Raw genomic sequence first — 26,605 nt, forward strand, 5'->3', positions numbered from 1 at the left:
TTTCTCCTAAAAGATCAGGAGGACTTCGGAAAATGCATAATCCCCCGTATGGCTGATGCTTAGCCGGATCGAATTCGGCTTTATATTATTCAAATATGTTTCAAAGTTTCCGTAAAAACGAAAATAGGGACGGCCATAATCATCATTCCGTATTTCTATTTCCGAATAGTTCACATTCAGATCGGGTTTTTGGAATAAACGATATCCGTCCAAAGCTTTGATCAACGCTTCTTTAGCGGCATATCTTCCCGCAAAAAAGCCGGCCCTTTGGTTTTCAGGTTTTGTTTCTCCCTTCTTTCTTTCCCAATCCGTAAAAGTGATCTTAAAGAAGAAGGTAGCCTTATCTTGCAAACTTTCCTTGAATTCAGGAATAAAAGTAAGATCCACTCCTACGGAAGCATAAGGACTCGTAATCGATTCAAAACTGGCAAGAGGTTGCGATCTTAGTTTCATTTTTTCTCTCCCGATTTGGATCTGTATTCCGCGTTCAGAAGTAGACCGATTTCATCTTCCTGGAAGTAAGACTTGGTATGTCTTTCATACAAAGGTTTTCCTATTCCCATTCTGATCTCGTGATATCTGTTCCGATATCGGATCTCTCTTTTTTTTCTCAACTCTAGATAGGTTTCTCTTTGTTCAGGAGTGAGTGCTGCTAAAAAATAATCGGAATGAACGAAGAGACAAAGCGCTCCGACATGTCCGAAACCTAAGGTAGTCAATATTCCGGCCCTAATATTATGTTTACCGAATGGAATACTTTCGTCCGTAAAAGTTACGAACGGATAATCGTTCATGTCCGGATCCACTTCTTCTAGATTTCGGTTTCCGGTTACGATACCGTTTTCTAGAGTTTGTAATATTCCGATTGTCTGCCAAGCGGCGGCCCCTCCTTTGGAATGTCCTGTAAGCGATTTTTGAGAGACTACCGGTAATAGGTTTCCTGGTGTTCTTCCTAACTTGGATAGTAAATTATACAAAAGTTTGTTTTCATTCTTATCGTTCGCTTTTGTAGAAGTATCGTGCTTATAGGCGACGCCTATGTCGTCCCCGGTGAGTCCGAAGGTGGATAACGCGTTTCTTAAAGGAGATTTTTCTTTTTCGGATTCAGCTCCTAAAGATAAAAGTCCTAATCCCGGAGCAGGAATAGAGGCTTGGATCCCATCCGTCTTAGAACCTGCATAAGCTAAAATCCCGTAGACAGGAAGTCCTGCTTCGAGGGCTAAGTCCGCTCTTGCGAGTAAAACGACTCCTCCTCCTTGGGCCTCTACGAATCCGCCTCTTCGGATATCGTTCGGACGACACATTCCTTTCGGGTCGATTCCTTGTTCCAACATTTCTACACTGCTTGCAGTCGCTTGCATATCCCCGAATCCGACCAGACTTTCCATCGCGAAATCATCGAAGGCACCGGCTAACATAAAGCCTGCTTTTCCTTCTTTGATCAAACTTGCAGCCATTTCTAAAGAAATCCCCGCCGTAGCGCAGGCTGCAACAGGAGTTTGGACGGGACCATAACCTCCTACATAAGAGGTGAGTGCCCAAGCGGTCGTAACGTTTATCAATGATTCTTGTAGCGCGTCATGTTGCCTTTGGTTTCCGAGTAAGAAGTCATGGAACATTCTTTTGAGTTTACCCATTCCTCCCATACCGGAACCGACCGTTGAGCCGACGAGTCCAGGATGAATGAATCGATACAATTCCATCGGTTCCATTCCGGAACGTAAGAACGCTTCGCATGTGCAATAAAGATTATATACTGTGATCGGATCCACTTGAGCGGTTAGATCTTTGGTTAGTCCGTATCTTGCCGGATCCCAACCTTTCGGGATCTGCCCTGCAACTTTTCTATTGAAGTCGGAAGCTTTTCTGGCCTTGATTGTACTTCCTTTTTTCCTTCTCACGAACCATTTGTCTTTTTCAGGATCATGATAGACTTCCGTAGCTTCCGGTTCTGCATTTTTGAATTCTTCCGCTTCTTTGGAATTCGAAACAGGTATAAAGAAGTCCTCTTCTAAAACCACGTCTACAAAGGAGAATAACGTAGATGGATCGAATCCGACACATTCCTGATCGATGATCCGAATGCCCGTATGGGCTAAGATCTTTTCTTCGTATTTGGATTTGATTTCCCATTCTGCGACCGCTTCTCCTGTTTCGGAGTCAGTCCAACTTCTTCCTTTATCGGCGGCTTGGTATTTGATAAAACCCATCATCCAAGCCAGTTCGAGAGCGGCCTCCAAGGAAAGTGTTCCGGATTTTTCCAATTCCCATCTGGTCATGGAACTACCGGCAGGTCCTAATTCCGCAAAACCGACAACACAAATCGTTTTAGAAAGATCTAATTCTTGTAAATACCCGATCTCATTTAACCTTGCTTGGTTCGGAATGGAAGGATATTTATACACTTCTTTAGGCAAGAACTCTCTTGTATGAGTTTCCTGTTTTTCTAATAGGATTTTGCTTTTAAGAGAGAATGTTTCCTTTTTGATCTTGGCTTCCGAAAGAATGTCAGCACGGATCTTGCCTAAGGTCTTTCCAAGCTCGCTTTGGGAATCCAAGCCGCCCGTAAAATTTGCCTTAGTGATTTGTTCGGGAGAATGGTATACGCAAGTGTTGATCAAATTTGCTAAGAGAAGTCCCATTTCTCTTCGAGAGAATGTAAGCACACCCGATCTTTCTTCCAAAGTTTGGGCCACAAGATCGTTCGCTTCCATGAGACCGGTCCCTCTTACCCAACCGATCACACAACCGTGGATCCTTGTATGTTTTCCCCAATCGTCTTCTTCCGAGAATTTTTTTCGGAACAAAGTTTCAAGACCCAATTTGGTTTCGGCATACATTCCATCTCTTCCAAAGATACCATGATTCGGTGAGAGAGGTAAGATAACGTGAAGTGGAGAAGTTTCCGTAGGAGTATTCTTCAATCTTCCTAGCGTGCCAATCAGTTTTTCCACGCCGAGCAGCATCACTCTTAATGATGTTAAAGAAGAATCATCCAATTGTGATCCTGTATTTTCTTCTCCGACTGCACCGAATGGAATTAGGACATCAGGCTCCCAGTCTTTTTGGACCAACCATTCGGATAATAGACGAATATCTTCGAACGATCCTTGAGAGAAAGGTACTAAGGAGAGAGATGCGCCCTTTGCTCCGTACTTTTGGAATATCCTTTTATAAAACTTAACTTTTTCGGAAGAATAGGAAGTCGTTGTTAGGATAATATCCGCTCCACCGGCAAGCAGTACGAAGACGGTCTCTAACGCGATGGAGTTTGGACCTCCTCCTGTGACTAAAACTTTCAGACCCGAAAAAGTGATCCCTTCTTTGGATGAACTCAAAATAGAGTTTAGAATAGATTCCGTCGCTTTATCGTTCTCGGTCCAACTTCCTCCTTGGTCCTTACTTGTTAATATGGAAATTTTGCCATGGAAGTATTCCTTTAAATTGGTAGAATATTCTACTTCTTTAAAGTTTAAATTACCGTCTTCGGAGATTTCTAACTTAGGACGTAAGACGGAGTTCTCTGCTTGAGAGATCGGCTTCCGATTCGGGTCCCATTTAGAAGAGAGTGATCTTAAATATTCTCTTTTAGATCCAATACTTTTCTTTTCTTGCGGAAATCGGATCTCGTCCTTTTCCAAAATTTGATCCCAGTATTGTAAAACCTGGGACAACAGAGGGCTTGCATGATTTGCAAAATACTTTTCTGCTTCAGGACCGAAATGATCCGATTCTCCCGTTCTGATCTTGGTTAGGCCTTGTAAAAGTTTTTTCTTCGCCCATTGTTCCGAATTGGAAAAACGAACAATTTTCTTTTCTTCGAATAAAGGAGAAGGTTCTGTCTGGATCTTTTGCCTTGCTTCTTGCAGGGCAAAAATATCTTTTATTAGAAATTCAGCGTATGGATCTTCTCCTAAAAGTCTAGATTGGAAATTTTTGATCGCCTTTCCGAAAACTCCTTCCGCTCCGAAATATTTTCTTTCCAGCTCTTCCAATGCGGCAGCATCTACTTTTGCTCCCCCGGCCGATCCTGAATTATTCGCAGAAAGTTTTCCGATCCGGATTCCTTTGGATTGAGCAAACAGATCCACTGCTTTGTCCAACCATTTGGACGCCTCTTTGGCATTTCCGATCCGAGAGTTTAATGCAATAGGGCTCAATGCTCCTTTTCGCAACGACTCTCCTTCTCTTACATATAGAGGAAGAAAAATACTGACCGTAAAAATTCCCGAAGAACTTAAACCCCTTTCTTCTTTTAGATGTTTAAAGATCTCTGTTCTCCCGAAATCAGGCGGAAAAAATTTCTTCAAAGTTTCTTCGAATGAAGTTCGAAGATAAGGCCCCGGTTGTGAATACGCAGATTGTTCCTCTAAAGATTTTATAAGATCTTTTAAGGATTTCTCATGAGCGCCGTCCAAATTTGTCGTTTTGAATTCCGCTCCAAGATCCGCCATTACCTGATTTCGTTTGGAAGAATTTCCTCCGAATAGGGTGTCTATATTTTCCTCTTCCGAAATTTCTTCGGGTCGAATTCCTGCTTTTAAAGCAAGTAATACGAATAATGCGTCCTTCTTAGTTAGATTTACGGACACTTCTTCTCCGCCGAAAGGTTGGGGTTCTTGGATCGTATCCTGAACTTGTACAGGCTCTATCCTACTTTCAGCTTGTACGATTGGGACTTCCGATGTTATCGGTTCCGCAATTTCTCCTAGTTTGGAAAACTCTGCGGTCTCACAATCTTCTAGTTCCGAAAAGACCAGATTTCGATTCTCTTCTATATGCAGGATTTCGAATGAAGAAGGATCCGGAAATTCCCTCAGAGTTTGCCTTGCCATTCCTGCAAGATCACCCCTAGCTCCAAGATCGATCAACCTTCGGACTTTCAGATCTTGGAAGAATTGATCCTGGGTCTTGATCCATTGTACCGGCATCGCAAATTGATAAGCTAGTAATTCGATCAATAATATTCTTCGGAGTTCTTTTTCGGAAAGATTTTTGCCTTCTTTTAGGATCTTTTCTAAGATAGGACTTCCGGAGACTTCCCAAACATACTTTATGAATTCTTGATCAATGGAGAATGGTTTTGCAACCAGATTCGGGATATACTTGCCGTCTAATTCTTCGAAACCGGAAATTTGGGGAACGTTCGCTTCCAGAGTTTTTCTGAATTCTGCAACCCCGTTTACTAAAACCCTTGAATGAAACGGTACATCTATTCCTTCCAAGCGGATCGTAGTCTTTTTACCTCTCACGATCTCTTTAAAACGATTTTCCATTTCGGCTAGCGCTTTGAGATCTCCGGTTACGGAATATTGTTTGTCTCTTATGTTTAAATTAACTACTTCTAATGGAAGTCCGGTCTCTTCTTTAATTTGAGCGACAACCTTAAGAATGGTTTCTTCATCCAAGCCAACATGCCGATTTCCTAATACTACGCTCATTCCGAATGGACTTCTTCCTTCCTTATCTCTTGGAACAAGGCTTTGCATGGTAAGTCCTCTTCCATACACGATCCGGATCACATTCTCTAATCCTAAAAATCCTCTCGCCGATAGAGCGGAAAATTCTCCTAGAGAATGTCCTGCAAACGGAGCCTCTTGATCTAAAAATCCTCTCTCCTTCAAGATCTCCCAATCCGCCATAGACTTAGTGACCAAAGCGACTTGTGTAAATTGTGTGAGATGAAGAACACCCTTAGGATGATTCCAAACTTTTTTTCCAACTTTCAATGAAGTCGGATTATCTTGTACTATCTTTAAAAGAGAGAAGCCTAATTCGTCCCTTGTAGTATTTTCAGCTCTTTGCCAAACGTTTCTTGCCTCCGGGAATTCATCTCTGAGTTTCATTCCCATTCCTTGGGATTGGGAACCTTGTCCTGTAAATACGTAGCCTGTTTTTTTAGGAGAAACGATTGCTTTCGCGCTTAACTTTTTCTCTCCGTCTCTGTTGACTAAACTGACGGAAAGAATTTGAGATCCTTTCTTTTGAGAAACATGGATTGCTTCCAAAAGTAATTCTTCGCTTAAATATACGGGGGCCTCGAAAGTTTCATCGAAGGCGGACAATCTGGAAGGATCTCCTTCACAAAGATCAATTACGATTTTCTTAATTACTCTGGCGGAAGTCCATAAACCGTGAACGATCCTGTCTTTCCAACCGGCATATTTTGCGAAATCGATATCCGTATGGATCGGATTTGTATCTCCGGAAGCAGCCGAATATTCGCTCATATCCGAAGGAGCGTAAAAAGTTTCGGATATGATCTTATAAGGTTTTGCAAGTGGAACTTCAGGATCACCTTCCGAAAGGTTGGTGAAGAATCGATCCAAGGATGTTGGGATTCCGATTTGGACTTTTTCTTCTAATTTGAATTCTCCCCATTCTTCGAAATGAGAGCCTGAAACCTTTTCAATCTTACCTTCTACTTTATGAAGTTCTTGATTTGCTCCCAAATATCGAACTAAACGATTTCCGGATGTGAATTTTAGTTTAGACCCGACTGAACTTATATTTTGACCTTCCTTTTTATGGATCCAAGGAATCGAATTTAGAAGATTAGATTCCGCTTCGGATCGGATCAGAATACTTTTTTCAAAAGGTAAACAATCGAATTCTTCGAATTTAGAATGGACGTCTCTTATCAAAAACCCGGTTTGGAAAGAGCATATCTTCTTTCCTTCTTTTGAAATTTCTCCCAGGATCTGGATCTCCTGTCCGGAACCAAGTTTACGGACTTTCGCAAGTCTTGCTTTGGACTTTAGCTTATCTCCGGGAATCAATTCGGCGGCTTCTTTTTCCCATTGGAAATTTTGGGAGAAGTGTAAAAGTCTAAATAAATTCTTATTTTCTAATGTAAACAATGGAGCGAGTAATACTTTCCAAGCAAAAGCGGTACTCATTCCAAGAGGAGGATTCGGATCGGATTTAAGATCCGTTCTCCTTAATTCTCCGATCGCTTTTCGGAAATTTAAAATAGATTCCTTATCGATTACGATCTCGGATTCTAATTCTTGTGAAATATTTTTGGAAGAATTAAGATCGATCCTTTGATCTAATCCCCATGTTTTCAGATAAAGATCCAGACCCGATTTTTCTCTAACCGTAAGGTCTTCCTCTATGAATGCCCCTAAAGTTTTTCCTGCACTGAATTTTCTTTGAAAAGGGATCGCAGCCCCGTCTTTTGGATCATAAAAGAATAGCTTCAACTCCGCAGAATCTTTTTCAGAAAGTTTTAATTCTACTTTTAGTTTGTTTTCTTCCAAAACTTGGATCAGTAATAATTCTTTTGAATCGCTTGTCTCCCAGACGAACTTTCTTCCGACTCTCGGTTCGAAGAATAGTTTTAGATCGGATGAATTTTGTCCGATTTTGGAAGATCGTAAAACTGCAGTCAGGAAACCTTTTCCTAATGCTGCTAAATGAACGATCCATTCATTCGGAGTTACATCAAGATTATCGAATATAGAGATGGAATTGTTACTGATTTGTTCTTCTGAGATTAAATTCAGGACATTTTTTCTTTGGGAATCTGAATCAAATAGATCCTCCCATGGGATCTTCTTAGCTTTGGAATTTTCTAAACTTGCTTGTAAAAAATTTCGGAAGATAGAAGAGACCGGCTCGTTTGGTTTGTGAATTCCTTTGATCGCTCTTGGTCCAGGGATCCAAGCACAAGAATCCGGTTCCATATCCACACAATGAGAATACCAGAGGGAGTCCGAGCGAACCCATTTTACTAAGTCCTCGTCGATAACGGGGATGAAGTTTACAGGCTTGCCGGGTCTTTTACAAACATCAAAGAAGAAAATAATATCTTCCGGTAATATAAGAATTGTATCAGCACTTGGGTATCTTGTCTTCCATTCGTGAACAAAACCATTCGGATCAAAGTCGGAGTTTACTTTTTCCAGTATAGAATTTTGATCCGTCGGTTCGGAGATACGGGCCTCGAATCTTTCTACTAATTCTATGAATCTATTTCTGAAACTTTTATCTATGAACGGATGATCCGGCCAATCCCCTTCCGGAGAGATCAATCTTTTCCCAGGGCAAGTAAGTTCCAAATATCTAGAAAGGATTTGAGTATAACTCATCTCTTCCAGATCGCCGAAGTACGGTTTTGCGGTGGAATTGATAAGGGAGATTAATTCTCTCTTTTTGGACAGGGTGGCTTTTTTAGCCTCCTCTGTTTCTTTTCCCTTTGTGAGTTCTTCCGCAAGAGAGGAAAGTTTGGTCCAAGTATTTTCCGCGTAATAAATATCGGCACCTAAGCCCGATCTTCCTGAGATGACCCCGCCTGCATTCTTACCATCTTGTGTGGTCTTCCAATTTTCAGATCCTGAGATCTCTACGAGAGCTTGTTTAATTTTTTCCGATGTGGCACATTCCTTGGAAGCCATGAGTCTGGTGCCGAGGAAAACTGCGTCTACCGGCATTGGATTTTTACCTGCCCATGTTCCGAATAGCCAAGACTTGGAGTCTTGCGGTTCGGCAATTCCTCCACCGACAGCTAAAATAATATTTTTACAATCTCTGATCTCGCTATAAGTAGATCGGACCAATTCTTCTAGATCTTCCCAACTGTGATGGCCTCCAGCGGCTCCACCTTCGATTTGCATTAGGATTTTTGAATCCGGCATTTGTTTTGCTATGGAGAGAACTTGCCGGATCTGTTTTTGGGTTCCAGGTTTGAAAGAATTCAACCAGATTCCATGAGATTCAAAATCCTTTAATATTCGTATTGCTTCATCCGTATCAGGAATTCCTGCCGAGATGGTGACTCCTTCGATTGGAGCTCCTTCACTCTTGAGTTTTTTCACCAGAGGAACTTGTAGATTCCATAAATAAGCATCTAAGTATAGAAGATTAACAACTATACCGACTCCCGGAGGTAATTCTTTTCGAAATACTTCCATTCTTTTTCGAAATAGTTCCTCCGTTACTTGTCCACCACCGGCCCATTCGACCAAGTATCCATCATTTGCGGCAGCGATCACAATTCCCGGTTCAACGGTAGAAGGAGTCATACCTCCTCCAAAGACCGGAGCTCTTCCTGTCCATACGGAATAGTTGTTTTTTAAGAATACTTTTCCGTTCGGTAGTTCTACGGTCTCAGGCTGGAATTCTTTCCATGATTTAGGAAATTCCAAATTAGTTTCTTTGGTGAAAGATCTATACGAATCGGATTTGCTTAAGTTTCGAATGAGATAGGATTTGCCTTTCAGACTGGGAGAGCATAATTTCTCCGCATCTACCCCCGGACCGAAAGAGATGAGTAAAATTTTACCTTCTTCTTTTTCTAAACTTCCTAAACAGGTTTCCCAATCTAAGGTTTCCGCTACCGCCATTCTGGATAATGCAAGAGCAATGTCCGATTCCGTTCTGAGATCTCTTCCATCTCTTGTATCATATAAAGGAATTTTTAGATCGGATTGTTTAGGATTGAATCCTATTCTTTTTACGTCCTCTTCCAGAAGAATAGGGACTCTTCGTAATAAAGGGCTATGAAATGGAGCGGAAATTTTTAGAAATGCCCAGGACTCCGGATTAGGGAAACTGTTATTTGCGAGATAGTTTCTGAACTCTAATAAAGATTCGGGAGACCCGCAAACAACTCTTGCTTTTGGTCCGTTCTTTAACCCTAAATATACTGTATCTTCGGAACTTCTGGTTGAATTAAATTTTTCTAATACTTCTCCCAGTAAGAAATCATTTTCCGATCTTAAAACCGCCATAGGAGAAGCAATCTCATCCTGCTTTAGAAGTTTTTTTGCAAAAACATCCAATTCTAAAATCGGAAATTCTTCTTGGGTCCGTATGCCTAGACTGATCAGGTTCCTAAGTATCATTGATAAATTTTTCAAGAACGTGGCTTTATCAGGTGAAGAAGATAATAAGAAACCGGCATATACACCCTGAGAATGACCGAATATTCCAGAAGTTTCGTTAAACAAAGCCTCCCAGTTCGATACGTCTTGTAGGACTCTGTATAAGGCCGAAGCCTGAGCTAAAAAGATAAGCGGAATACTATAGGAACAATTCTTTAAGATAGAATGATCCGGAGTTAAATCAGGTTGATCGAGCCAGTCCTTTAAATGGAAGCCCAAAGGTAATGATCCGATCAGCCTGTCTTTATGGATTGCTTTACATTCTTCCTCGATGGAAGAGAAGACAGTTTGCCAAAATTCCGAATGTGTATGGCCTTCTTCATAGAAAGATCGTAATTCAGGAAGCGGATCAGCTCCTTGTCCGCTAAAGGTTATAAAGGTTTTAACGGATTGAGCGGAAAGATTTTTAAAGATGGATGGTGCTTGTTCGGAAGATAAAGCTCCGCTTGAATAATTCGTTTTCATATATTGACCCTTCCATTTTATTTTTCATTTGTTAAGATTTCATTTGAACTGGAAGAGGTTACGTTTTGATTTCAAGAAAAAATTTTTTTATGCTTAATAAAATAGAAATCGAAATTATGAACACCTGTTTGGATGGATGTAACAAATGCTATACATAAGTAATTTCCTAATTTATAATATGAATGCATAAATATTATGCTGATGAACGTTCGTTAGTTAAATAAGTTAGTTAACAATCGTTCGCTAATGGCGTTTGTTTATTGTTCAAAGGCTTACGTTTTGTAGTAAATATATTTCATTAAAATGAACGTATGCTTACATAATATTAATAAAATATAAAGCATTATGAGGTGCGGATCTTATTGCGGTTCCTTCCTGTATCGATTGATGAGAAACCTCGGTTTCGGGTCAGGTTTGGAAAAAATACCCGTTGGAAACCGGAGCAGTCGGGTCCGGATTTAAGAATGGGATCAATGTGTTTTTACGGGGGAGGTTATGGGATCCGGAATCTTCCGGTCGGGTCTATATATTCCGGACCGGAAAGCCTGAGTCGTTTCTGTCCTGGAATATAATAAAAATTGAATATATAATCTTTGGGTTTAGGATTTCAGTTTGCTTAAAAAATCCGAGAATACTCCGCTTGTGGGTAGGAGTATGACTTCTCCTTTTTTTAACGGGACTTTTGGCACCATATATTCCACTCCTGCAAACCAAGGAAGGAAATATTTACTTATCGCCATTACTCCGGATACGTCGAATCCGGTCGTGGCGATCACTTTAATTCCTTCGAATCCATCTTGGTAGATCCTGCGGATCATCCAAAGACCGGAGGTCTGGGTTTCCATTGTGATGTCGGTGATGACAGCTTTGAGTTTATGTTTATTTGCGAGATAAAGATCCCAACCTTGCGAAGCATCTATAGCTCGAAGTACGTCGCATCCGTTTGCTTGGAGGTAGGTTTTGAGATTATTCGCATAACGATCATTGTCGTCCACTACGAGAACTAATGGTTTCAAGGTAGCATCCCCACTCCGGCGTATTGATTGTCTGTAAGTTTACGATAAAGACCGTTTTTCTCCATTAGAGAATTATGATTTCCTTCCTCTACAATTCTTCCGTTGTCCATAACAAGTATACGAGGGATGTCCTTGATTGTAGAAAGTCGATGAGCGATCACGAAAGTAGTACGGTTTGCGAATAATCTACGGAATGCATCGCTTACTAATCTTTCGGACTCTGCGTCTAATGCGGAAGTGGCCTCATCCAAGATCATGATCTCGGGATCTCTTAATAGGGCTCTTGCTATCACAAGCCTTTGTCTCTGACCGCCTGAAAGATTTAAACCTCTCACTCCCAGGATACTATCGTATCCATTATCCATTTGTTTGATAAAGTCATGGGCGTGAGCAAGCCTCGCAGCTCGGATTACATCTTTCCTGCTCGCTCCCGGTTTTCCATACGCGATATTATCCGCCACTTTTCCGTGGAATAGAAAAATGTCTTGGGTCACGATCCCGATCTTATTGCGTAGATCGGCAAGAGAAAGATCCTTAATATTTTGTCCATCGAACTCGATCGACCCTACACTCGGATCAAAGAATCTAGGAATTAAGTCCATTAATGTGGATTTTCCACAACCGCTTGCACCTACAATTGCGATCGTTTCGCCCACTTTCACATTTAAGTTAATATCTTTCAATACTTCCGCATTCGTTCCAGGATAAGCGAAGTTGATACCTTTAAACTGGATCGAGTTGGTAACTCTTTCTACTTTTACTTTTTCTTCTTCGCTATGATCTTCCGTTTCCAGATCGATGATCTCGAATATCCTTTTGCCCGCGATGATTGCTTGCGAAATTTTTCCCACCATCTGCGATAATTGTGTTAAAGGACGAAGAAGGAAAAGTAGCGTCAGAAGAAATACCATGAACTGCCCCACAGTGAATGGGGTACCTACGTTCCCTGCGAGAATATACTTTGCACCTAATGCAAAAAAACCGAGAGCCACTAATGAGGAAGTCAACTCGACTAAGCTCGGAGCGATCTGAAGATAATACTGCCCTTTAAAATTCCTACGATAAACGTTCTGATTGATCTTTCGGAATTTTTCCTTCTCGTAATTTTCCGTGTTAAAAACACGAATCACTTTGATTCCGGAAATCATCTCTTGTAGATTCGCGTTCAGATCCGCCATCTTTTCTTGAAATCGTTCCGTTGATCTTGTGATCTTTTTAGTAAATAAGGTTACCGGGAGGATGATCAAAGGTACGATCCCGCATGCGATAAGAAGAAGTTCCGTATTCAAATAAAGTAATACTAGAAGGTGAGTAATTACGTAGAAAAAGTTGATCGTAGCATCTCTGAAATTGGAAGAGATCACGGCGGCTACCACTTCTACATCGTTGATAATCCTACTCATCAAAAGTCCCGTTTTTTCCTTAAAGAAAAAGGTGAGAGGGAGCATTTGGTTTTTCTCGAACAATTCCTGTCGGATATCCCTAACGGCCCAATAGCCGGCAGTTGCAAGACAATACACCGAAGCAAGATACGCGAGCAGCTTGAGCCCGTACAAAGGAAGTATTAAAAGACAAACCGCCCAAACCACTTCCTTAGGTTCCATGTATTTGGTGCGTCCGTTAGACCATCTTTTAACGTCTATCAATACTTTTTTGGCTCTTTCTACAGGATTTAAACGGATCTCTAAGTTGGATTCTTCTTTTGCGATGATTTCCTGTTCAGCTTCCGTGAATTCGAATTGGAAGCGAGTATTCGGATCCGCTGCCATAGTATCGAAAAGAGGAATGATCGAGGTTAAAGAGACTGCATTTAAGATCGCAGTCAAAAGGGCGAATGCAATACCTAATGAAAATCTGTACTTATAACGTACTGAATAACTCATTAAGCGGAAAAAAATTTTCATTTGATTTATGCTTCTGACACGATTCGAGAAAAATTTCTCACCAGCTCCAATCCGTTTTGGGTCATGATAGACTCCGGATGGAATTGCACTCCGTATAAATGAGGTTTTGTCTTATGACGCACTCCCATAATAATCCCGTCTTCCGTTTTGGAGGAGACTTCCAATACGTCGGGAAGGCTTTCCGGTTGGATCACAAGAGAATGATATCTGGTGGCTAAAAAAGGAGATGGTAATGATTTATAAATATCCTTACCATCATGTTCAATCAGACTTACTTTTCCGTGCATGATAGTCGGAGCGTTTACGATCTTTCCGCCATGGACGAGTCCTATAGCTTGGTGACCTAAACATACGCCTAAGATCGGAAGTTGTCCAGCCAGTTCTTTTAAAATGTCTATACATACTCTCGAGTCTTCAGGACGTCCAGGGCCGGGACTTAATACGATCCCTTTCGGATCTAATCTTTTGATCTCGTTTAGATCTATCTTATCGTTGCGAAAAACTTCTACCTTGTTGCCGATCTGCGAAAAATACTGATACAGATTATATGTAAAAGAATCGTAATTGTCTACGAGAAGGATCATCTATTCCATTCTCCTTTCAATCCGTTTCTTGCAAAGTCCACAGCTCTAAGTAAAGCGGCCATTTTATTTTTGGTCTCTTCTAATTCGCCTTCAGGAGATGAATCATACACCACTCCGCCCCCCGCTTGGACGAATGCCTTTTCGCCGTAAAAAGAGATCGTGCGGATCACTATCGCCATATCAGTATCTCCTTGGTAGGAAATATAACCTAAGGCTCCGGAATAAATCCCTCTTCTGGTTCTTTCTAATTCGTCTATGATCTCCATAGCTCTAATCTTAGGTGCTCCTGAAACCGTTCCAGCAGGAAGAGTGGCTCTAAGAAGATCGTAAACGGATTTTCCTTCTTCCAAAATACCCGAGCACTGGCTCACAATATGCATTACGTGGGAATATTTTTCTATAATTTTGAAGTCTTCAACTCGAACACTTCCCGCTTCACAAACCCTGCCTAGGTCGTTCCTTCCTAGATCAACGAGCATGATATGTTCTGCGATCTCTTTGGGATCCGCTAAAAGATTTTCTTCTAGAAGTTTATCCGCTTCCGGATTGGCTCCTCTCGGTCTTGTACCTGCGATCGGTCGGAGGTACGTTTTTCTATCCTTACATTTTACCATGATCTCAGGAGAAGATCCGACTAAGGAAATATCGTCCAATTTGAGGAAATACATATAAGGACTCGGATTAACGGTTCTTAATCCGCGATATACTTGGAAAGGAGGAACTCCCGGTCGGAATTCCAACTTTCTAGAAGGAACGACTTGGAAGATATCTCCCGCGTAAATATATTCCTTCGCTTTTTGGACCGCTTTTTTATAATCCTCGTCCGGAATATTGGGAGTGTATTCCAACTTCTCCTTGGATTCCAATGGATGCTTGACCCAACCTGGGAGTTCTCCCTCTCGGATCTCTTTTTCGATTGCATCAATTCTTTCTAATGTAGCTTCGTAACAAGCTTTGGGATCTTCGTATTCTGAAAGACGTGCGTTTACTACGATCCTTAAAAGGCGATCCACATGATCTACAACCAGTATCTCGTCGTATAAAGCGAAGTAAACATCGGGAGAAGGTTCGTCTTCCGGTTTAGTATCCGGGATATTTTCATAATAACGTACAGCTGCAAAGGAAAGGAATCCTACTGCTCCACCTTGGAAAGAAGGAAGCCTATGATCCGGAACGTAAATATCGTCTCCCATGGAATATTCCAAAAGGAATAAAGGATCGTAAGTGATGATCTCGGTTTCCGGTTCTTTTCTTTTGGAAACGTAGAATAGACCGTTCTTACCGTACAGTAGTCGATAGGGATCTTTTCCTAAGAAGGAATTTCTACCTACATTCTCTCCACCTTCTACCGATTCTAGAAGAAAAGAATGTTTGGCCTCGGTGCCTCCCCATTTTGCAAAAAGAGACACCGGGGTTTCCAAATCCAAGAAGACCTGTTTGAAAACCGGGATCAAATTCCCGGACTTTGTTTTTTCCAGGAATTCTTCGTATGTTAAGGAAAATTCCTTCAGAGGTTCGGTCCTTCTATCCCTTTACCTTCAGTCAGGTAACGAGAGATGATCAATCTTTGGATTTGAGAAGTACCTTCGTAAATTTGGAAAATTTTCGCGTCTCTCATCAGTTTTTCCACCGGATATTCGGAGTTAAAACCGTAACCGCCTAATACTTGTACTGCGTCGGTGGTAATTCTCATACATGCATCCGCGCAGAACGCTTTCGCGATAGAAGCTTGGTATGTATTTCTGAAACCGTTATCTATCAACCAGGCCGCTTGGTGACAAAGAAGTCTTCCTGCTTCTATATCTCTCGCCATCTCTGCGATCATAAACGAGATAGCTTGGTTTTCTATAATAGGTTTCCCGAATGCAGTCCTAGTTTTAGCATATTCTAATGCATGTTCCATGGCAGCTCTTGCAACGCCGACTGCTCCCGTCGCAACACCCGGGCGAGTGTGGTCGAATGCTCCCATCGCGATCTTAAATCCGTCACCTTCTTTACCGATCATTTGGCTTTTGTGTACTTTCACTTCTTCAAAAGTGATCCCTCTGGTGTCGGAACATCTTTGTCCCATATTCAATTCTTTTTTACCCACTACTACACCGGGGGTTTTGGAACTAACTATAAATCCAGTGATACCTTTATGACCTGCGGCAGGATCGGTCTTAGTAAGAACGAAGAACCAATCCGCATAACCTGCGTTTGTGATCCACATCTTGGAACCATTAATGATGTATTCGTCTCCCACTTTTCTTGCGGTAGTGCGGATACCTGCAACATCGGAACCTGCTCCCGGTTCGGTCACCGCATACGCGCAGAGTTGGAATTGTTCGGTCATTGGTTGGACCCATTTTTTCAAAACCTCGTCGCTTGCACCGATGAGCACGGGAGCGAGAGCAAGGTTATTCGCAAGGATAGCAGTCGCCATTGCGGAGCAACCCCAAAATAATTCTTCTGCAATGATAACATCATCCAATTCCGGCATTCCGGCTCCGTTATATTTTTCCGGAATATGGATATTCATTAGGCCGATTTCCCAGGCCTTTTTCAAGATCTGAAGAGGGTATTCTCCCGTTTTATCGTGATGTTCCGCTTTTGGGCGGATCTCATTTTTTGCAAAATCTCTGGCAAGACCTCTAAGCGCTTTTTGATCGTCTGAAAGGGCGAAATCCATTATAACTAACCTTAATTGGAGTGAGGGTTTCTTCGGGGGGCACGATGTATGAATCGTGTTTCTTTTCAAAAGACGAAAGATCTTCGAAAGGATATAATAGGACAGCCGTCCGGTAAGCCGGTCCGGATAAAAATATCCCCGACAAAAAACCCTAAGGAACAGGTTCTAAGCGGAAGGGTACCAAGTCAAGAACGTACGATTCGATTAGAAGAAGTGAGAAAAATCGTAAAATCGCATAAATGCCGAAAGGACGGCATCGACTTCCGGACTTCTTATTGGAATTATCTTTCCAATTAGAATAACAGAATAAAAAAACCTTCCTCTACAACCCGAATGGGTTCACTGATTTTGTTCCGTATAAGAGATTCGAAATTCTTCTCTTTAAATATGGTCCGCTAAAAAGAAGAATATTAAATTAGTAAAATTTTATATAAACTTTCGAATTTTTATCGCGAGTGGTCTATATTTTCCTACAGGGACCTTCTACACTTTTAAACCGGACTCTGCGAATAACTGCGGATTTTTTCTGCTATAACCTTTTAAGTCCCCAAAATCTGGGACTTCATAAAATGAGCGGACCTTCTTCCAAGTTCTAACGCCAATCTACCGTTTTCCATTTTTTTCGGATGAAGATAGGGAGTATTGGTCACTACTCTAATTATTTTTTTACCGTATTTCTTGGCTAGTAATTCTTTCAGATCTCTGGTCTCGCTTGCGATCACACTCACGCAAGAATCGAATGCTCTCATCAGCACTTTATCCGAAACAGGTTTACGGTTCTCTATATCATGGACTACGATCCTTTTGATACTCGGGTCCAGAATGAATTCTTTAATCGGTTCGGCGTCTGCAACACCGCCGTCTAGAAATTCTTCTCCTTGTAGATTAGGAATTTCAAAAAGAAGAGGGAATGTCATGGAGGCCATGATCATATCGATGATATTTCCTTCGGTCTTTAATTCTCTGATCCCTTTCGTAAGATTAGAAACTGCGATCCCCATTTTAATGGGCATCTCCGAAATATCCTTACCTCCTAAGTAAGGTTCCAATAATGTCCTGATCTTTTTTCCCGAAAGAATGCCCGAATAATTTTTAAGTCCTTTTCTGATCGGTTTCAAGAATTGACTGAAAATATTCCCGTCCCAAAAATCGCTTTTTTTTAATGTAAGAATGAATCTTGTGATCTCTTCCGGAGGAAGTCCTGAGGCGACCAAGGAACCGATCAACGCTCCGGAGCTCGAACCGGTGATTGCAGCCGGTTTAAAACCGATTTCTTTTAGCCCGAGGGAAAAACCTGAATGAGCGTAAAAACCGAAAAACGCTGAATTCAAAACCAGTGCGTCATAGGATTTTTTAAAAATAAGGTTCGGCGATTTTTTGGAAGCCATTACGAATTTCTTAATTTAGAGGGGACCTTTGTCCAGAATTTTACCTAAACTTTTAGGATTTCGTTTTTCGATTTCATAAGAATCATCTTGAAACAGTTCGTTTCCCGAAGTATCATTATAATATGGGATATCGAACTTTTTACGTCACTACAAAGAACGAGACAGAGGCTTTGGAAATTGCGGAAACTTTAGTGAACGAAAGACTGGTCGCCTGCGCCAATTTGATCCCTGGGATGAAATCCGTTTATAGATGGCATGGCAGGTTGGAGCATGAGCAGGAAACCGTTCTTTTGTTAAAAACCAAAGATTCCGAGGCCGAAAAAGTTGTAGCAAGAATTTCGGAATTACATAGTTACACGGTTCCATGTATCGTTTCCTGGGAAATCAAAGAGGCTAACCAAAAGTATTTGAGTTGGATAGATTCGGAAATCAGAAAATAATTCTTTCCCTTTAAACAATATTTTCCTACATTCGGATATTTTTATAGGGTCTCTTGGTGAAATTCCGACAGATTCGTGACTGAGGCGGATGAATGGAAGAAAAAGCGGAAAAGTTTTGGAGCTGGTTTTCCCAAAACAGCCGGTATTACACTAAACTAGACGACTTGGAAGATAGAGAAAGAGATCGCCTTTTGGACGATCTGATGGATCGACTCCAGGAAGTGAATTCCGAGTTTTTTTTCGAGATCGGTGGAGGGGACGAGAGTCCTCACGAATTTACCGTTGTAACGGCAGGAGACGAAGATCTATACGCGGAGGCCGAAAGATTTGTCGACCTCGCGCCTGAAATTTCAGGCTGGGATATATATTCCGTAGATCAATACCAAGAAAAAGGTACAGTCATCTTTCACGAAGGCCTGGAATTGGATTCGGAAGAGACCTGGTTTCTGCCGTTAGAAAATACAAATCTTCCTAAAAGTTTCGGAGTGCGGATCTGTTTCCCGGATTTCCCGAATGTAGAATCAAATCCTCATCTCAAAAAAGCAGTCGGATTATTATTAGAGACCCTTTTGGGTGAAGATACATTTACTAAAGAAATAGGATATTACGAGATTGGAATGCTTCCCGACGATCCGGAAGAAGAAGGATTTATAGAACTAGTTGAATTGCCCGATTATATCCAGTGGAGAAAGGAAAGAGAGGCATAAAAAAGGCGGGCAAAGCCCGCCGTCTAAAAGGGAATGGAATTCCGAAATTAATTCTCCGATTGGATCACTAATGTGGATTGTTGGCTTTTGGAATGTTTCACATCCAGACCATAAATCAGCACGGTAGGCACAGCGTATTGAGAATCGAAAGTGTCGATTGCAATCGCGATCTTATTTCCTGCAGGAACATCGTAAGCTACCGCATTTAGATCGATAGACATACTTTTTGTTTCATACCATCCCGCGTCGAAAATGGTTCCAGTACCATGAGTGATCAAAGTAGCGGTGCCGTTTTTGTTTATATCGTAGAAGTAAACGTTCACGTTAGCCTTTCCTAAGCTGGAGGAGATCCTTCCGTTCCAGAACATTTTACCTCTGATCTTCAATGCAGAGTTTAAGGTAGAAGATTGGTAAACGATGCCGTTTAATCTGCTTACAAAACCTAAATTAGTTTGTACAGGAATTTCAGCATGTGCGGCGAGAATGTCCGAAAGCAAGGGAAATCCGGTGCTGGCGAGAGTGTCCGCTCCGGAAAGAATTCCTGTGTTTGTAACGGTAGTATTCTGGCTCGTGGATAATTCACCGTTCGTGAATAAACCTCTAGGTTTCAGATAAAAAGTTTTATCGGAAACGGTAGGAGAAGGCCAAGAAGGAAGAGTTATCCTAGGGCCTGCAAAACGTTTTTGGAAAGTAACCTGAGGTTTGTCCATGATCCCGTTATTGATCCCTTTCAACCAATAATCGAACCAATCATAGGCGTTATCCCATACAAAACCGGAGATACCTAAAATGCCGGTTAGCTCAGCGCTTGCATGGATCCCTTCGTTCATTAAAAGTTTTTTAGGAACGGTGATCTTAGAATAATAATCCAAAACCGCATTCGGGTTGAATAAGAAGTCCTCGAAATTATTAGAGATCAATACCGATTTACCTTCAGAAGCATTCAATTGTCCTACGAAAGTTTCCGGAGAACGATCTGCTGCCCATGCGGACACAAAATCGATATCCTTATGTTGTAAAAGTTTTCCGAAATTCTCCGCGATGATCGGATCAGGTCTTCCCGTAATATAACTGGAAGCGACTAGTAACAGTCCCCAGATCAATCGAGGAGTATCGTTACCATAAAGAGAACGTTTGAGATTTCCCCAACCGCTCATTGCAACTGCAGTTTTAATCCTAGGTTCGGTGCTCACACCTGCCAAAGAAATTCCAGCACCATAAGAAATACCAGAAATACCGATATTTGCCGGATCTGATTGAGTATTAGCGAGCAACCAATCCAGAATTTTACTCAGGTCCGATCTGTCTTTTGGACCGGCAGTATCAATGAGTCCTCCGGAAGCTCCGAAACCTCGGGTGCTATACGAGAGAACGATGTATCCTTTTTTAGCGAGTTTGGCTGCGGGAACCAGATACTCGTATTTATTCAACGCCCAACTGTTTACGAAAATTACCGCAGGGTATTTTCCTGTTGGAGAAGGTGTATTAGGTGCGAAAAGACTAGCTTCTAATACCACTCCGTCGTTTGCAGTTATCTTTATAGTATTATCGAAAGTGAAACTTCCGTCGCTCTCCTGCGCGAAAGCGTTTTGGATCTCCCCGCTGGAATCTTCTAACTCGGAAACGTTTTTGTTTCCTACAGCTTGAGCCAGGCTTGGATCCAGGGAAGCTAAGAGGGCAGCAGCTTCCGCATTTTGAGAAGAATCACTTTTACAAGAGTAAAAAGACCCTCCCACGATCAGCATCAGTATGCAAAATTGCATAACTAACGTTCGATATATTTTTCTCATCACTATTCTCCATACGCTTTTTCAGTCTTTGACTTTTAGCTAATTTTATGAAGAGGGAGTATAAGACAGTTATCAGTAAGGGTCGTCTTGGATTCGAATTTTGGACAAATTAAAAGGTCTTAATTTTTTATTTAAACGAATTCGAAAGAAAACGTTCGTTCAAATTAAGAGACTTTGGATTTTCGCAGATATTCTCGAGGGGAAACACCTTGTATAGATTTAAATGCAAGGTTGAAGGTCGCCTTGGAATTGAAACCGGATCTGTAAGCGACGGAAAGGATATTGGCTCCTTCTTCTTTTTGTAATATACGGACCGCTTCCGCAACTCGGAAACCGTTTACAAACTTTGCAAAGTTGGTACCTTTTCTTTGGTTCAGAAATTCTGAAAGTTGATATGGTTTGATATCTAACTGATTGGATAGTGCGGAAAGAGAAAGATCTTCTTGCAGATAGATTTTTTCTTTTGTCATCAAACTTTCCAGACGATTTTCCAGATCCGTCGTATCCACACCTTCTAACCTGGAATTACGATAAGCATCTCTCATAGAAGGTCCCATCTCGTTGAAAACTTCCGGAGCATATATCTGCGCTAGATAACCGGCAACCGCATATACCACCGTACTTAGAACAGAAATGAATAATAAATGAATATCTCTGATCAAATAAGAAATGACCAGGATAGAAGTTACACTTCCGCTTCCGATCACAACGAACAGTAGAATCCTTGCTCCGGCATCTTTTTTGAGTCTTTCCAATCGGAATGCGGCTCTTGTTTGCCAAACGATAGAAGAATAAAATAGTAAATTCGCGGAATAGGCGCCTAGTAGAAGGATATCCGACCAACTAGTGGAGCCCTTCTCGAAATAATCCACAGGATGGCTTGAAAAGATTTGAGGTAAAACTAAATATAAGGTAGGAAATACGATAAGAAGAAATATTCCCGGAAGGTAAAAACTCCGTTCGAAGGCTGTGAACTTCTCCTCTCGCACGGTAACAGAATATAGACTATACATTCCCGGTCCTAAAAACCAAGCGAATGGAATATGAAGATGATTTAAAAACGAAGGTTCGAAATAAATACCCTTCAAAAGAAAATACACATACAAGAATTGGATCGAAACACAAAAAGATAATAAAGATAAGATCTTTAAGCCGGCGGTTTTTTCCGGGCGGAGTAGGCATGCCACGCAGAGTAGCATACAGAATAATACTCCGAAGAATACGATCTCATGGAAATGAGGGACCACGAACTAATTGGATGAAATGTTATCCTCTACTTGTCAAGTTCTTACGTTTAGAATAGAAATCCGCAAATCGTATTTAGAACCAAAACTTAGGCCGTTTTTAGTCTAAATTCCCGGAAAGAAGGCTCGTTTTTTGGGATTCCTTTCTAAGTTTTTAGGGAAAATTTTCGAAACTATAAGTATGGCATTCAGAGGGTTCCTCATACTCTTCTTCTTAATACCCTCTTATATATTTTCCGAAACTCCTGTATTATTCCGATGGAAAATGAAGTCCGGAGACGATCTCGAATTGAACGAATACCACCGAGTAAAAGCCAGACAAGGCGCTCGAGTCATTCACAGAGAAGATAAGAATCGAATTTTATTGAAGGCCGTTTCCTGTAAAAAGGAAGGCTGCGATTTTTCCGCGATATTCGATACCTATATTAAATTTCCCGAATTAGATCCGGCTTTCTATAAAGATAAAACTTTCAAGAGCAAATTTCATATTTCGGAAACGGGGCAGTATACGGTACCTCCCGAATACAGTATGCCCAATCTCAGATCGCTGCCTACATTCTCCTCGAAAGAGGTAGGACCGGGAGAAGAGTGGAACAAACCTGCTTCCGAAAGTTTTCAGTTCTCGACGGCTAGGATAGAGATCCCTGTCCAGGCAAAGTATATTTATCAAGGAAGAGGGGATTGGGAATACGCTGGTAAAAAAGGGAATGCAGACCTGATAGAATATAATTATAACTTAATGAAGGAATCCGATCCTATCGCTCAGAATATACCGTACAAAATTTACGGTTTCGCAAAGGGAAAAGTATTCTTCGATTCCGAACAAGGCGTTCCACAATACAAATATGTGCAGCTTGCTTACACTTTCGTTTTTCCGAATGGGATAGCGCAGGAAATGTCTTTCGAGATCCACGGGGTTTATTCCAAACAAAATTCCGTTACCGAGAATGATAAGGACAAAATTGCGGAGGAAGTAAAAAGGATCCTCGGACCTTTTCCGGAGGGAAGCACTTATCCTAGAAAAAGACCGAATGGTAAAAAAGGAAACGGATTAGAATGGCCCGAGTGGGAAGGAAATCCGGAAGAAGAAATCGCAGACCGCGCACCGGTTGAGATCAGAAAATCGAACGAAGGTGTTGTACTGTCTTTGGATAATCTTCTTTTCGATTACAATAAATCCGAATTAAAACCGGAAGCGAAAAAGGTTTTGGAAAGGATTGCAGACGTTCTGAAAAAATATCCGGATAGAGAAATTCGGATCAGCGGACATACGGACGATAAAGGAAGCCAAGAATATAATCTAAAACTTTCCCAAGATCGAGCATTATCGGTTCTGCAAGAGTTACGAAATTCTCATGGAATAGAGGAAACTAGAATGTCGTACAGAGGTTATGGGAAGTCTCAGCCTGTTACGGAAAATTCCACGGAATCAGGCAGGGCAAAAAACCGAAGAGTAGATATCACCATCGTTTTGGAATAAGTTTCGGCTCCTGCCCCTTTTAGACAAATGGGCGGTCAAAAGTAACCTTCATTTTTGCATTCGTTGTAGTGATCATGCTCCGTTAAACAGGAAAGAAGGATATTATTATAGGATTCCGTTCCAGGTTCGTGAGCGCTCACTGCCTGACAAACTGCATCTCTCATTATTTTTCTTCTGTCTTGGCATCGTTCTACCGGATTACTTCCGCAAGATATAAAACCGAATATTAGAATAAGACAAAATACAAGGTTTCTAATTTTCATTCTTTTCACCTATTTCTGTTTGGTTTAGCAAGCGGATAACATAACGAAGGATATAAAAAAAGCAAGGAGTTTTGGCAAAAACGGGAGCAGAAACCTTTACGGTCCGTTCCAAAAATGAAATTGTCGAGGACAGTTGATCGCGGGCTTCAAGAGCCGAAGGCTCTTATGTAAAACGGATTCTATTCGTGAATATAACCCCAGCTTTCCAACACTTTTCGGACTTCTTTTCCTAAAGCCGCCTGCTCGGAAGATTCGGAATTTCCGGAAAGACCGGCATCGTTATAAAAATAAGGTAATTTAGAAGTTTTGAATTCGTAAGGAACTTTTGCAGAAGCCACAGATTCGGGAGAATCTCTATAAATTTTAGAACTCGCTTCCGATAGAATTCCCCATTTTCCGGATTTATAATCTTCCTGCTTCCCGTCTTTGGAAACGGACAAACGAAATCCAAAAACAGGTTCAACCGTGTAAAAAGAGAGGATATTTTCTTTTCCGGGGGCCTGTTTGACTGTGAGGGAAGCGGACTTCGCTTCCAATCTATTCTCTATAAATGGAATGTCAGATTGTATTTTATAAATACCGGCTTGGATCCCGATCTCTATTTTGCGAGTACATTCTTTTTCGCAAGCCGGCAATCTAAGTTTGAAAACATTCTTCTTTAAACTATGACTTTCCAATTCTTCTCTTGCTTTTGTTAGAAGTGACGAATCGGTCGAAGAAAGATTTCGTAGTTCTCCCGGATCTTCCATTAAGGAATAGAATTCCTCGGACATTTTATGAGGTTCTCCTTCTTTGGTTCTTCGTACGAAATCGTAACCTGGGTATCTGCGAATAAGTTTGTATTCTTTGGTTCGAATCGATTCAGAAAACCGTCCCTCCGTATATACGAAGTTTTCGGATTGTGGACCTTCTTCTCCATAAATCGCTTTAGAATAATCGTTTCCATCGCAAGTATTCGGATCACAAGGGAATCCCAAAACCCCTGCTAAAGTTGGAAAAAGGGAAAGTAAGGAGACTTGTTCGGAGAATATCTTTTTTTGAATATTCTGTTTTTCTGATGCAGGTGGATGAATGATCCAGGGAACCTTGATTTCTTCGTCGTAATGGGTTTCACCGTGAGCATGCAGATTTTCCGCCACGAAATGGTGATGGTAATAATGTTCCATAGATTGTAATTCTCCATGGTCTGCGACTACGGCGATCCAGGACTTATCGAAAGCCCCAGTCTTTTTAGCTTCTTCTAAAATTTTGCCTATAACCTCGTCCGTATAAAGGATTTCCGCCATGTACTTTCTGACATAAGGATCGTAACTGTTCCAGATCTTTGGATCCGTCTTCTTTGCTAGAATGTCCATGTATTTTTTTTCGGGCAGATAAGGATAATGAGGAGTGTTGATGTTTATATGTAGGAAAAATCTTCTGTTTTTATTCTCATTCAGGAATTGGACGGATTCTGCAAGTATAAGTTCCGTATCGTCTTTATCTTTTCCGGGTTGGAATAATTTATGAAATCCTAGATCCACCCCTACGCCGGTATAATCCAGTAGGAATACGTTATTCATAAGACTCGCAGTCAGGTACCCTTTGGATCTGAGATGGTTCGGAAGTGTTTCGGGTTTTTTAGAATAGAATATTTTTCGATGAAGATTGCTCGAATAGAACCAGGCATTCCCAAGACCTAATTCGGATGCGATTTTAGAAGTGAAAAAAGAGATCATACTCGGCTTAGTCCAATTTCCATTAGAGAAAGCGTTTTCAAAAACGATGGAATCGGAAGCAAGTTCGTCCAAATAAGGACTCGTAGGGACTGGAGATCCGCCGAAACCTAAACGATCCGGGCGAAGAGCATCTACAACGATCAATATTACGTTTTCTTTAGGTCCCCAAAGCTCCGGATCGGCAACGGAAGAATACAATGTAGGCTGTCCTACAAACATTAGGTCGTTCTGATTTTTGGGGAACCATTCAAAGTTCCAAGTGATGGAAGGATCCTCTTCCAAGGACTTGGAAAGTGATTCCGGGATCTTGATCTTGTGATCGATCCATTCTTTTCCTTGGCTTTGTACATCTTCCGAGAATACTATCGAATCTCCCAACTTCACGACCAGTTTCCCGGAGCTAGGAACATTCTCCCCTGAGGAAGCAAGCGCAGTGGTGGAAAAATCCAAAACGACATTTTGAAGATCGTAAAGTTTTGCCCCAGGGATGATGAACTCGGACGAGATATCACAACCGCCGTTTTTGAAAAGTAACAAACTGTCCCGGGACTCGTTCAGTAAAGTTCGTTTATCTTTTAGGATGGTAAGCTGGGTGTTTCTCCATTTCTCATGAAGAGGGAGTTCCGAATAACGGGACGGATTTTTTTTATAATGATAAGCGATCTTTTGGATAGCTTCTTCCGAGTTTCCTCGGCAAACACTCCCTGGTTTTTTTAAGGAACGAAGTCCGTCCCAAACGGGGATAATGGTTTCTTCTTCTTTCGAAAACGATCCGGGAAAAATTTGCCTACAATCCGTGTAAAGATAACATAACAAGATCGGGATCAATATTCTAGAAAGTTTGGAATCAAAAGAAATCATAAGGAACAAGGACAGAATTTTACTTGAGGGGTTCGCTTACAACACTTATAGTCCGCAACGCGGCTTCAGGAGCGAAGCGACTATCATCTTGATGAACACCATTCAGTCGATTGTTGGTTGAGTGAACAGAACGTTCGTTACTAAAAATTCAATGGACCTGTGGGATCGGTGTCTAAAAAATAGGGCC

At 41.4% G+C, this 26,605-nt stretch carries 15 protein-coding genes; 3 read left to right on the plus strand and 12 right to left on the minus strand.

Going from position 1 to position 26,605, the window contains the following annotated elements; all coding sequences use genetic code 11:
• Positions 1-6: 6 nt before the first annotated feature.
• From AB3N61_RS01805 to AB3N61_RS01840, 8 genes are all read right to left on the minus strand, one after another.
• Positions 7-453 carry a holo-ACP synthase gene (locus tag AB3N61_RS01805; RefSeq protein ID WP_367898335.1) on the minus strand — a complete coding sequence of 149 codons (447 nt, stop codon included), beginning with the start codon at positions 451-453 and terminating at the stop codon, positions 7-9.
• Entirely contained in the window at positions 450-10,352 is a 9,903-nt protein-coding gene (locus AB3N61_RS01810; protein ID WP_367898336.1) for a fatty acid synthase subunit beta domain-containing protein, read from the minus strand. The genes AB3N61_RS01805 and AB3N61_RS01810 overlap by 4 nt, the downstream gene beginning before the upstream one ends.
• Positions 10,353-10,951: 599 nt before the next feature.
• Positions 10,952-11,368, minus strand: a complete 417-nt coding sequence (locus tag AB3N61_RS01815) for a response regulator (RefSeq protein ID WP_020769706.1) — start codon at positions 11,366-11,368, stop codon at positions 10,952-10,954.
• Positions 11,365-13,272: an ABC transporter ATP-binding protein gene (locus tag AB3N61_RS01820; RefSeq protein WP_367898337.1), complete on the minus strand. Its 1,908-nt coding sequence runs from the start codon at positions 13,270-13,272 to the stop codon at positions 11,365-11,367. Before AB3N61_RS01820 ends, AB3N61_RS01815 begins: the two co-directional genes overlap by 4 nt.
• Before the next feature lie 5 nt (positions 13,273-13,277).
• Complete coding sequence (locus tag AB3N61_RS01825) at positions 13,278-13,856, minus strand: anthranilate synthase component II (RefSeq protein ID WP_367898338.1); 579 nt, start codon at positions 13,854-13,856, stop codon at positions 13,278-13,280.
• Complete coding sequence (trpE, locus tag AB3N61_RS01830) at positions 13,853-15,277, minus strand: anthranilate synthase component I (protein WP_036089660.1); 1,425 nt, start codon at positions 15,275-15,277, stop codon at positions 13,853-13,855. The genes AB3N61_RS01825 and trpE overlap by 4 nt, the downstream gene beginning before the upstream one ends.
• 86 nt (positions 15,278-15,363) lie before the next feature.
• The gene (locus AB3N61_RS01835; protein WP_020769779.1) at positions 15,364-16,527 is read right to left on the minus strand and encodes an acyl-CoA dehydrogenase family protein; all 1,164 of its coding nucleotides are present in this window, start codon (positions 16,525-16,527) and stop codon (positions 15,364-15,366) included.
• A 539-nt stretch (positions 16,528-17,066) separates the two neighbouring features.
• Entirely contained in the window at positions 17,067-17,915 is an 849-nt protein-coding gene (locus tag AB3N61_RS01840) for a patatin-like phospholipase family protein (RefSeq protein ID WP_020769489.1), read from the minus strand.
• A gap of 122 nt (positions 17,916-18,037) precedes the next feature.
• On the opposite strand from AB3N61_RS01840, the gene cutA reads away from it, so the two are divergent.
• Positions 18,038-18,355 carry a divalent-cation tolerance protein CutA gene (gene cutA / locus AB3N61_RS01845; RefSeq protein ID WP_020769589.1) on the plus strand — a complete coding sequence of 106 codons (318 nt, stop codon included), beginning with the start codon at positions 18,038-18,040 and terminating at the stop codon, positions 18,353-18,355.
• Positions 18,356-18,447: 92 nt separating this feature from the next.
• Positions 18,448-19,062: a hypothetical protein gene (locus tag AB3N61_RS01850; protein ID WP_020769753.1), complete on the plus strand. Its 615-nt coding sequence runs from the start codon at positions 18,448-18,450 to the stop codon at positions 19,060-19,062.
• Between the two features lie 47 nt (positions 19,063-19,109).
• Here the strand turns inward: AB3N61_RS01850 and AB3N61_RS01855 are convergent, their stop codons facing one another.
• Positions 19,110-20,807: an alpha/beta fold hydrolase gene (locus AB3N61_RS01855; protein WP_367899042.1), complete on the minus strand. Its 1,698-nt coding sequence runs from the start codon at positions 20,805-20,807 to the stop codon at positions 19,110-19,112.
• 209 nt (positions 20,808-21,016) lie between these two features.
• Positions 21,017-22,051: a helix-turn-helix domain-containing protein gene (locus tag AB3N61_RS01860; protein WP_367899043.1), complete on the minus strand. Its 1,035-nt coding sequence runs from the start codon at positions 22,049-22,051 to the stop codon at positions 21,017-21,019.
• A 226-nt stretch (positions 22,052-22,277) separates the two neighbouring features.
• On the opposite strand from AB3N61_RS01860, the gene AB3N61_RS01865 reads away from it, so the two are divergent.
• The gene (locus AB3N61_RS01865; protein WP_052005221.1) at positions 22,278-23,576 is read left to right on the plus strand and encodes an OmpA family protein; all 1,299 of its coding nucleotides are present in this window, start codon (positions 22,278-22,280) and stop codon (positions 23,574-23,576) included.
• A 35-nt stretch (positions 23,577-23,611) separates the two neighbouring features.
• Here the strand turns inward: AB3N61_RS01865 and AB3N61_RS01870 are convergent, their stop codons facing one another.
• Positions 23,612-23,839, minus strand: coding sequence for a hypothetical protein (locus AB3N61_RS01870; protein WP_020769580.1), 228 nt, complete (start codon positions 23,837-23,839; stop codon positions 23,612-23,614).
• A gap of 179 nt (positions 23,840-24,018) precedes the next feature.
• Entirely contained in the window at positions 24,019-26,418 is a 2,400-nt protein-coding gene (locus AB3N61_RS01875) for a sulfatase (RefSeq protein WP_367898339.1), read from the minus strand.
• Positions 26,419-26,605: the final 187 nt, after the last annotated feature.

Source organism: Leptospira sp. WS58.C1, from assembly GCF_040833995.1.
Lineage (GTDB): Bacteria > Spirochaetota > Leptospiria > Leptospirales > Leptospiraceae > Leptospira_B > Leptospira_B cinconiae.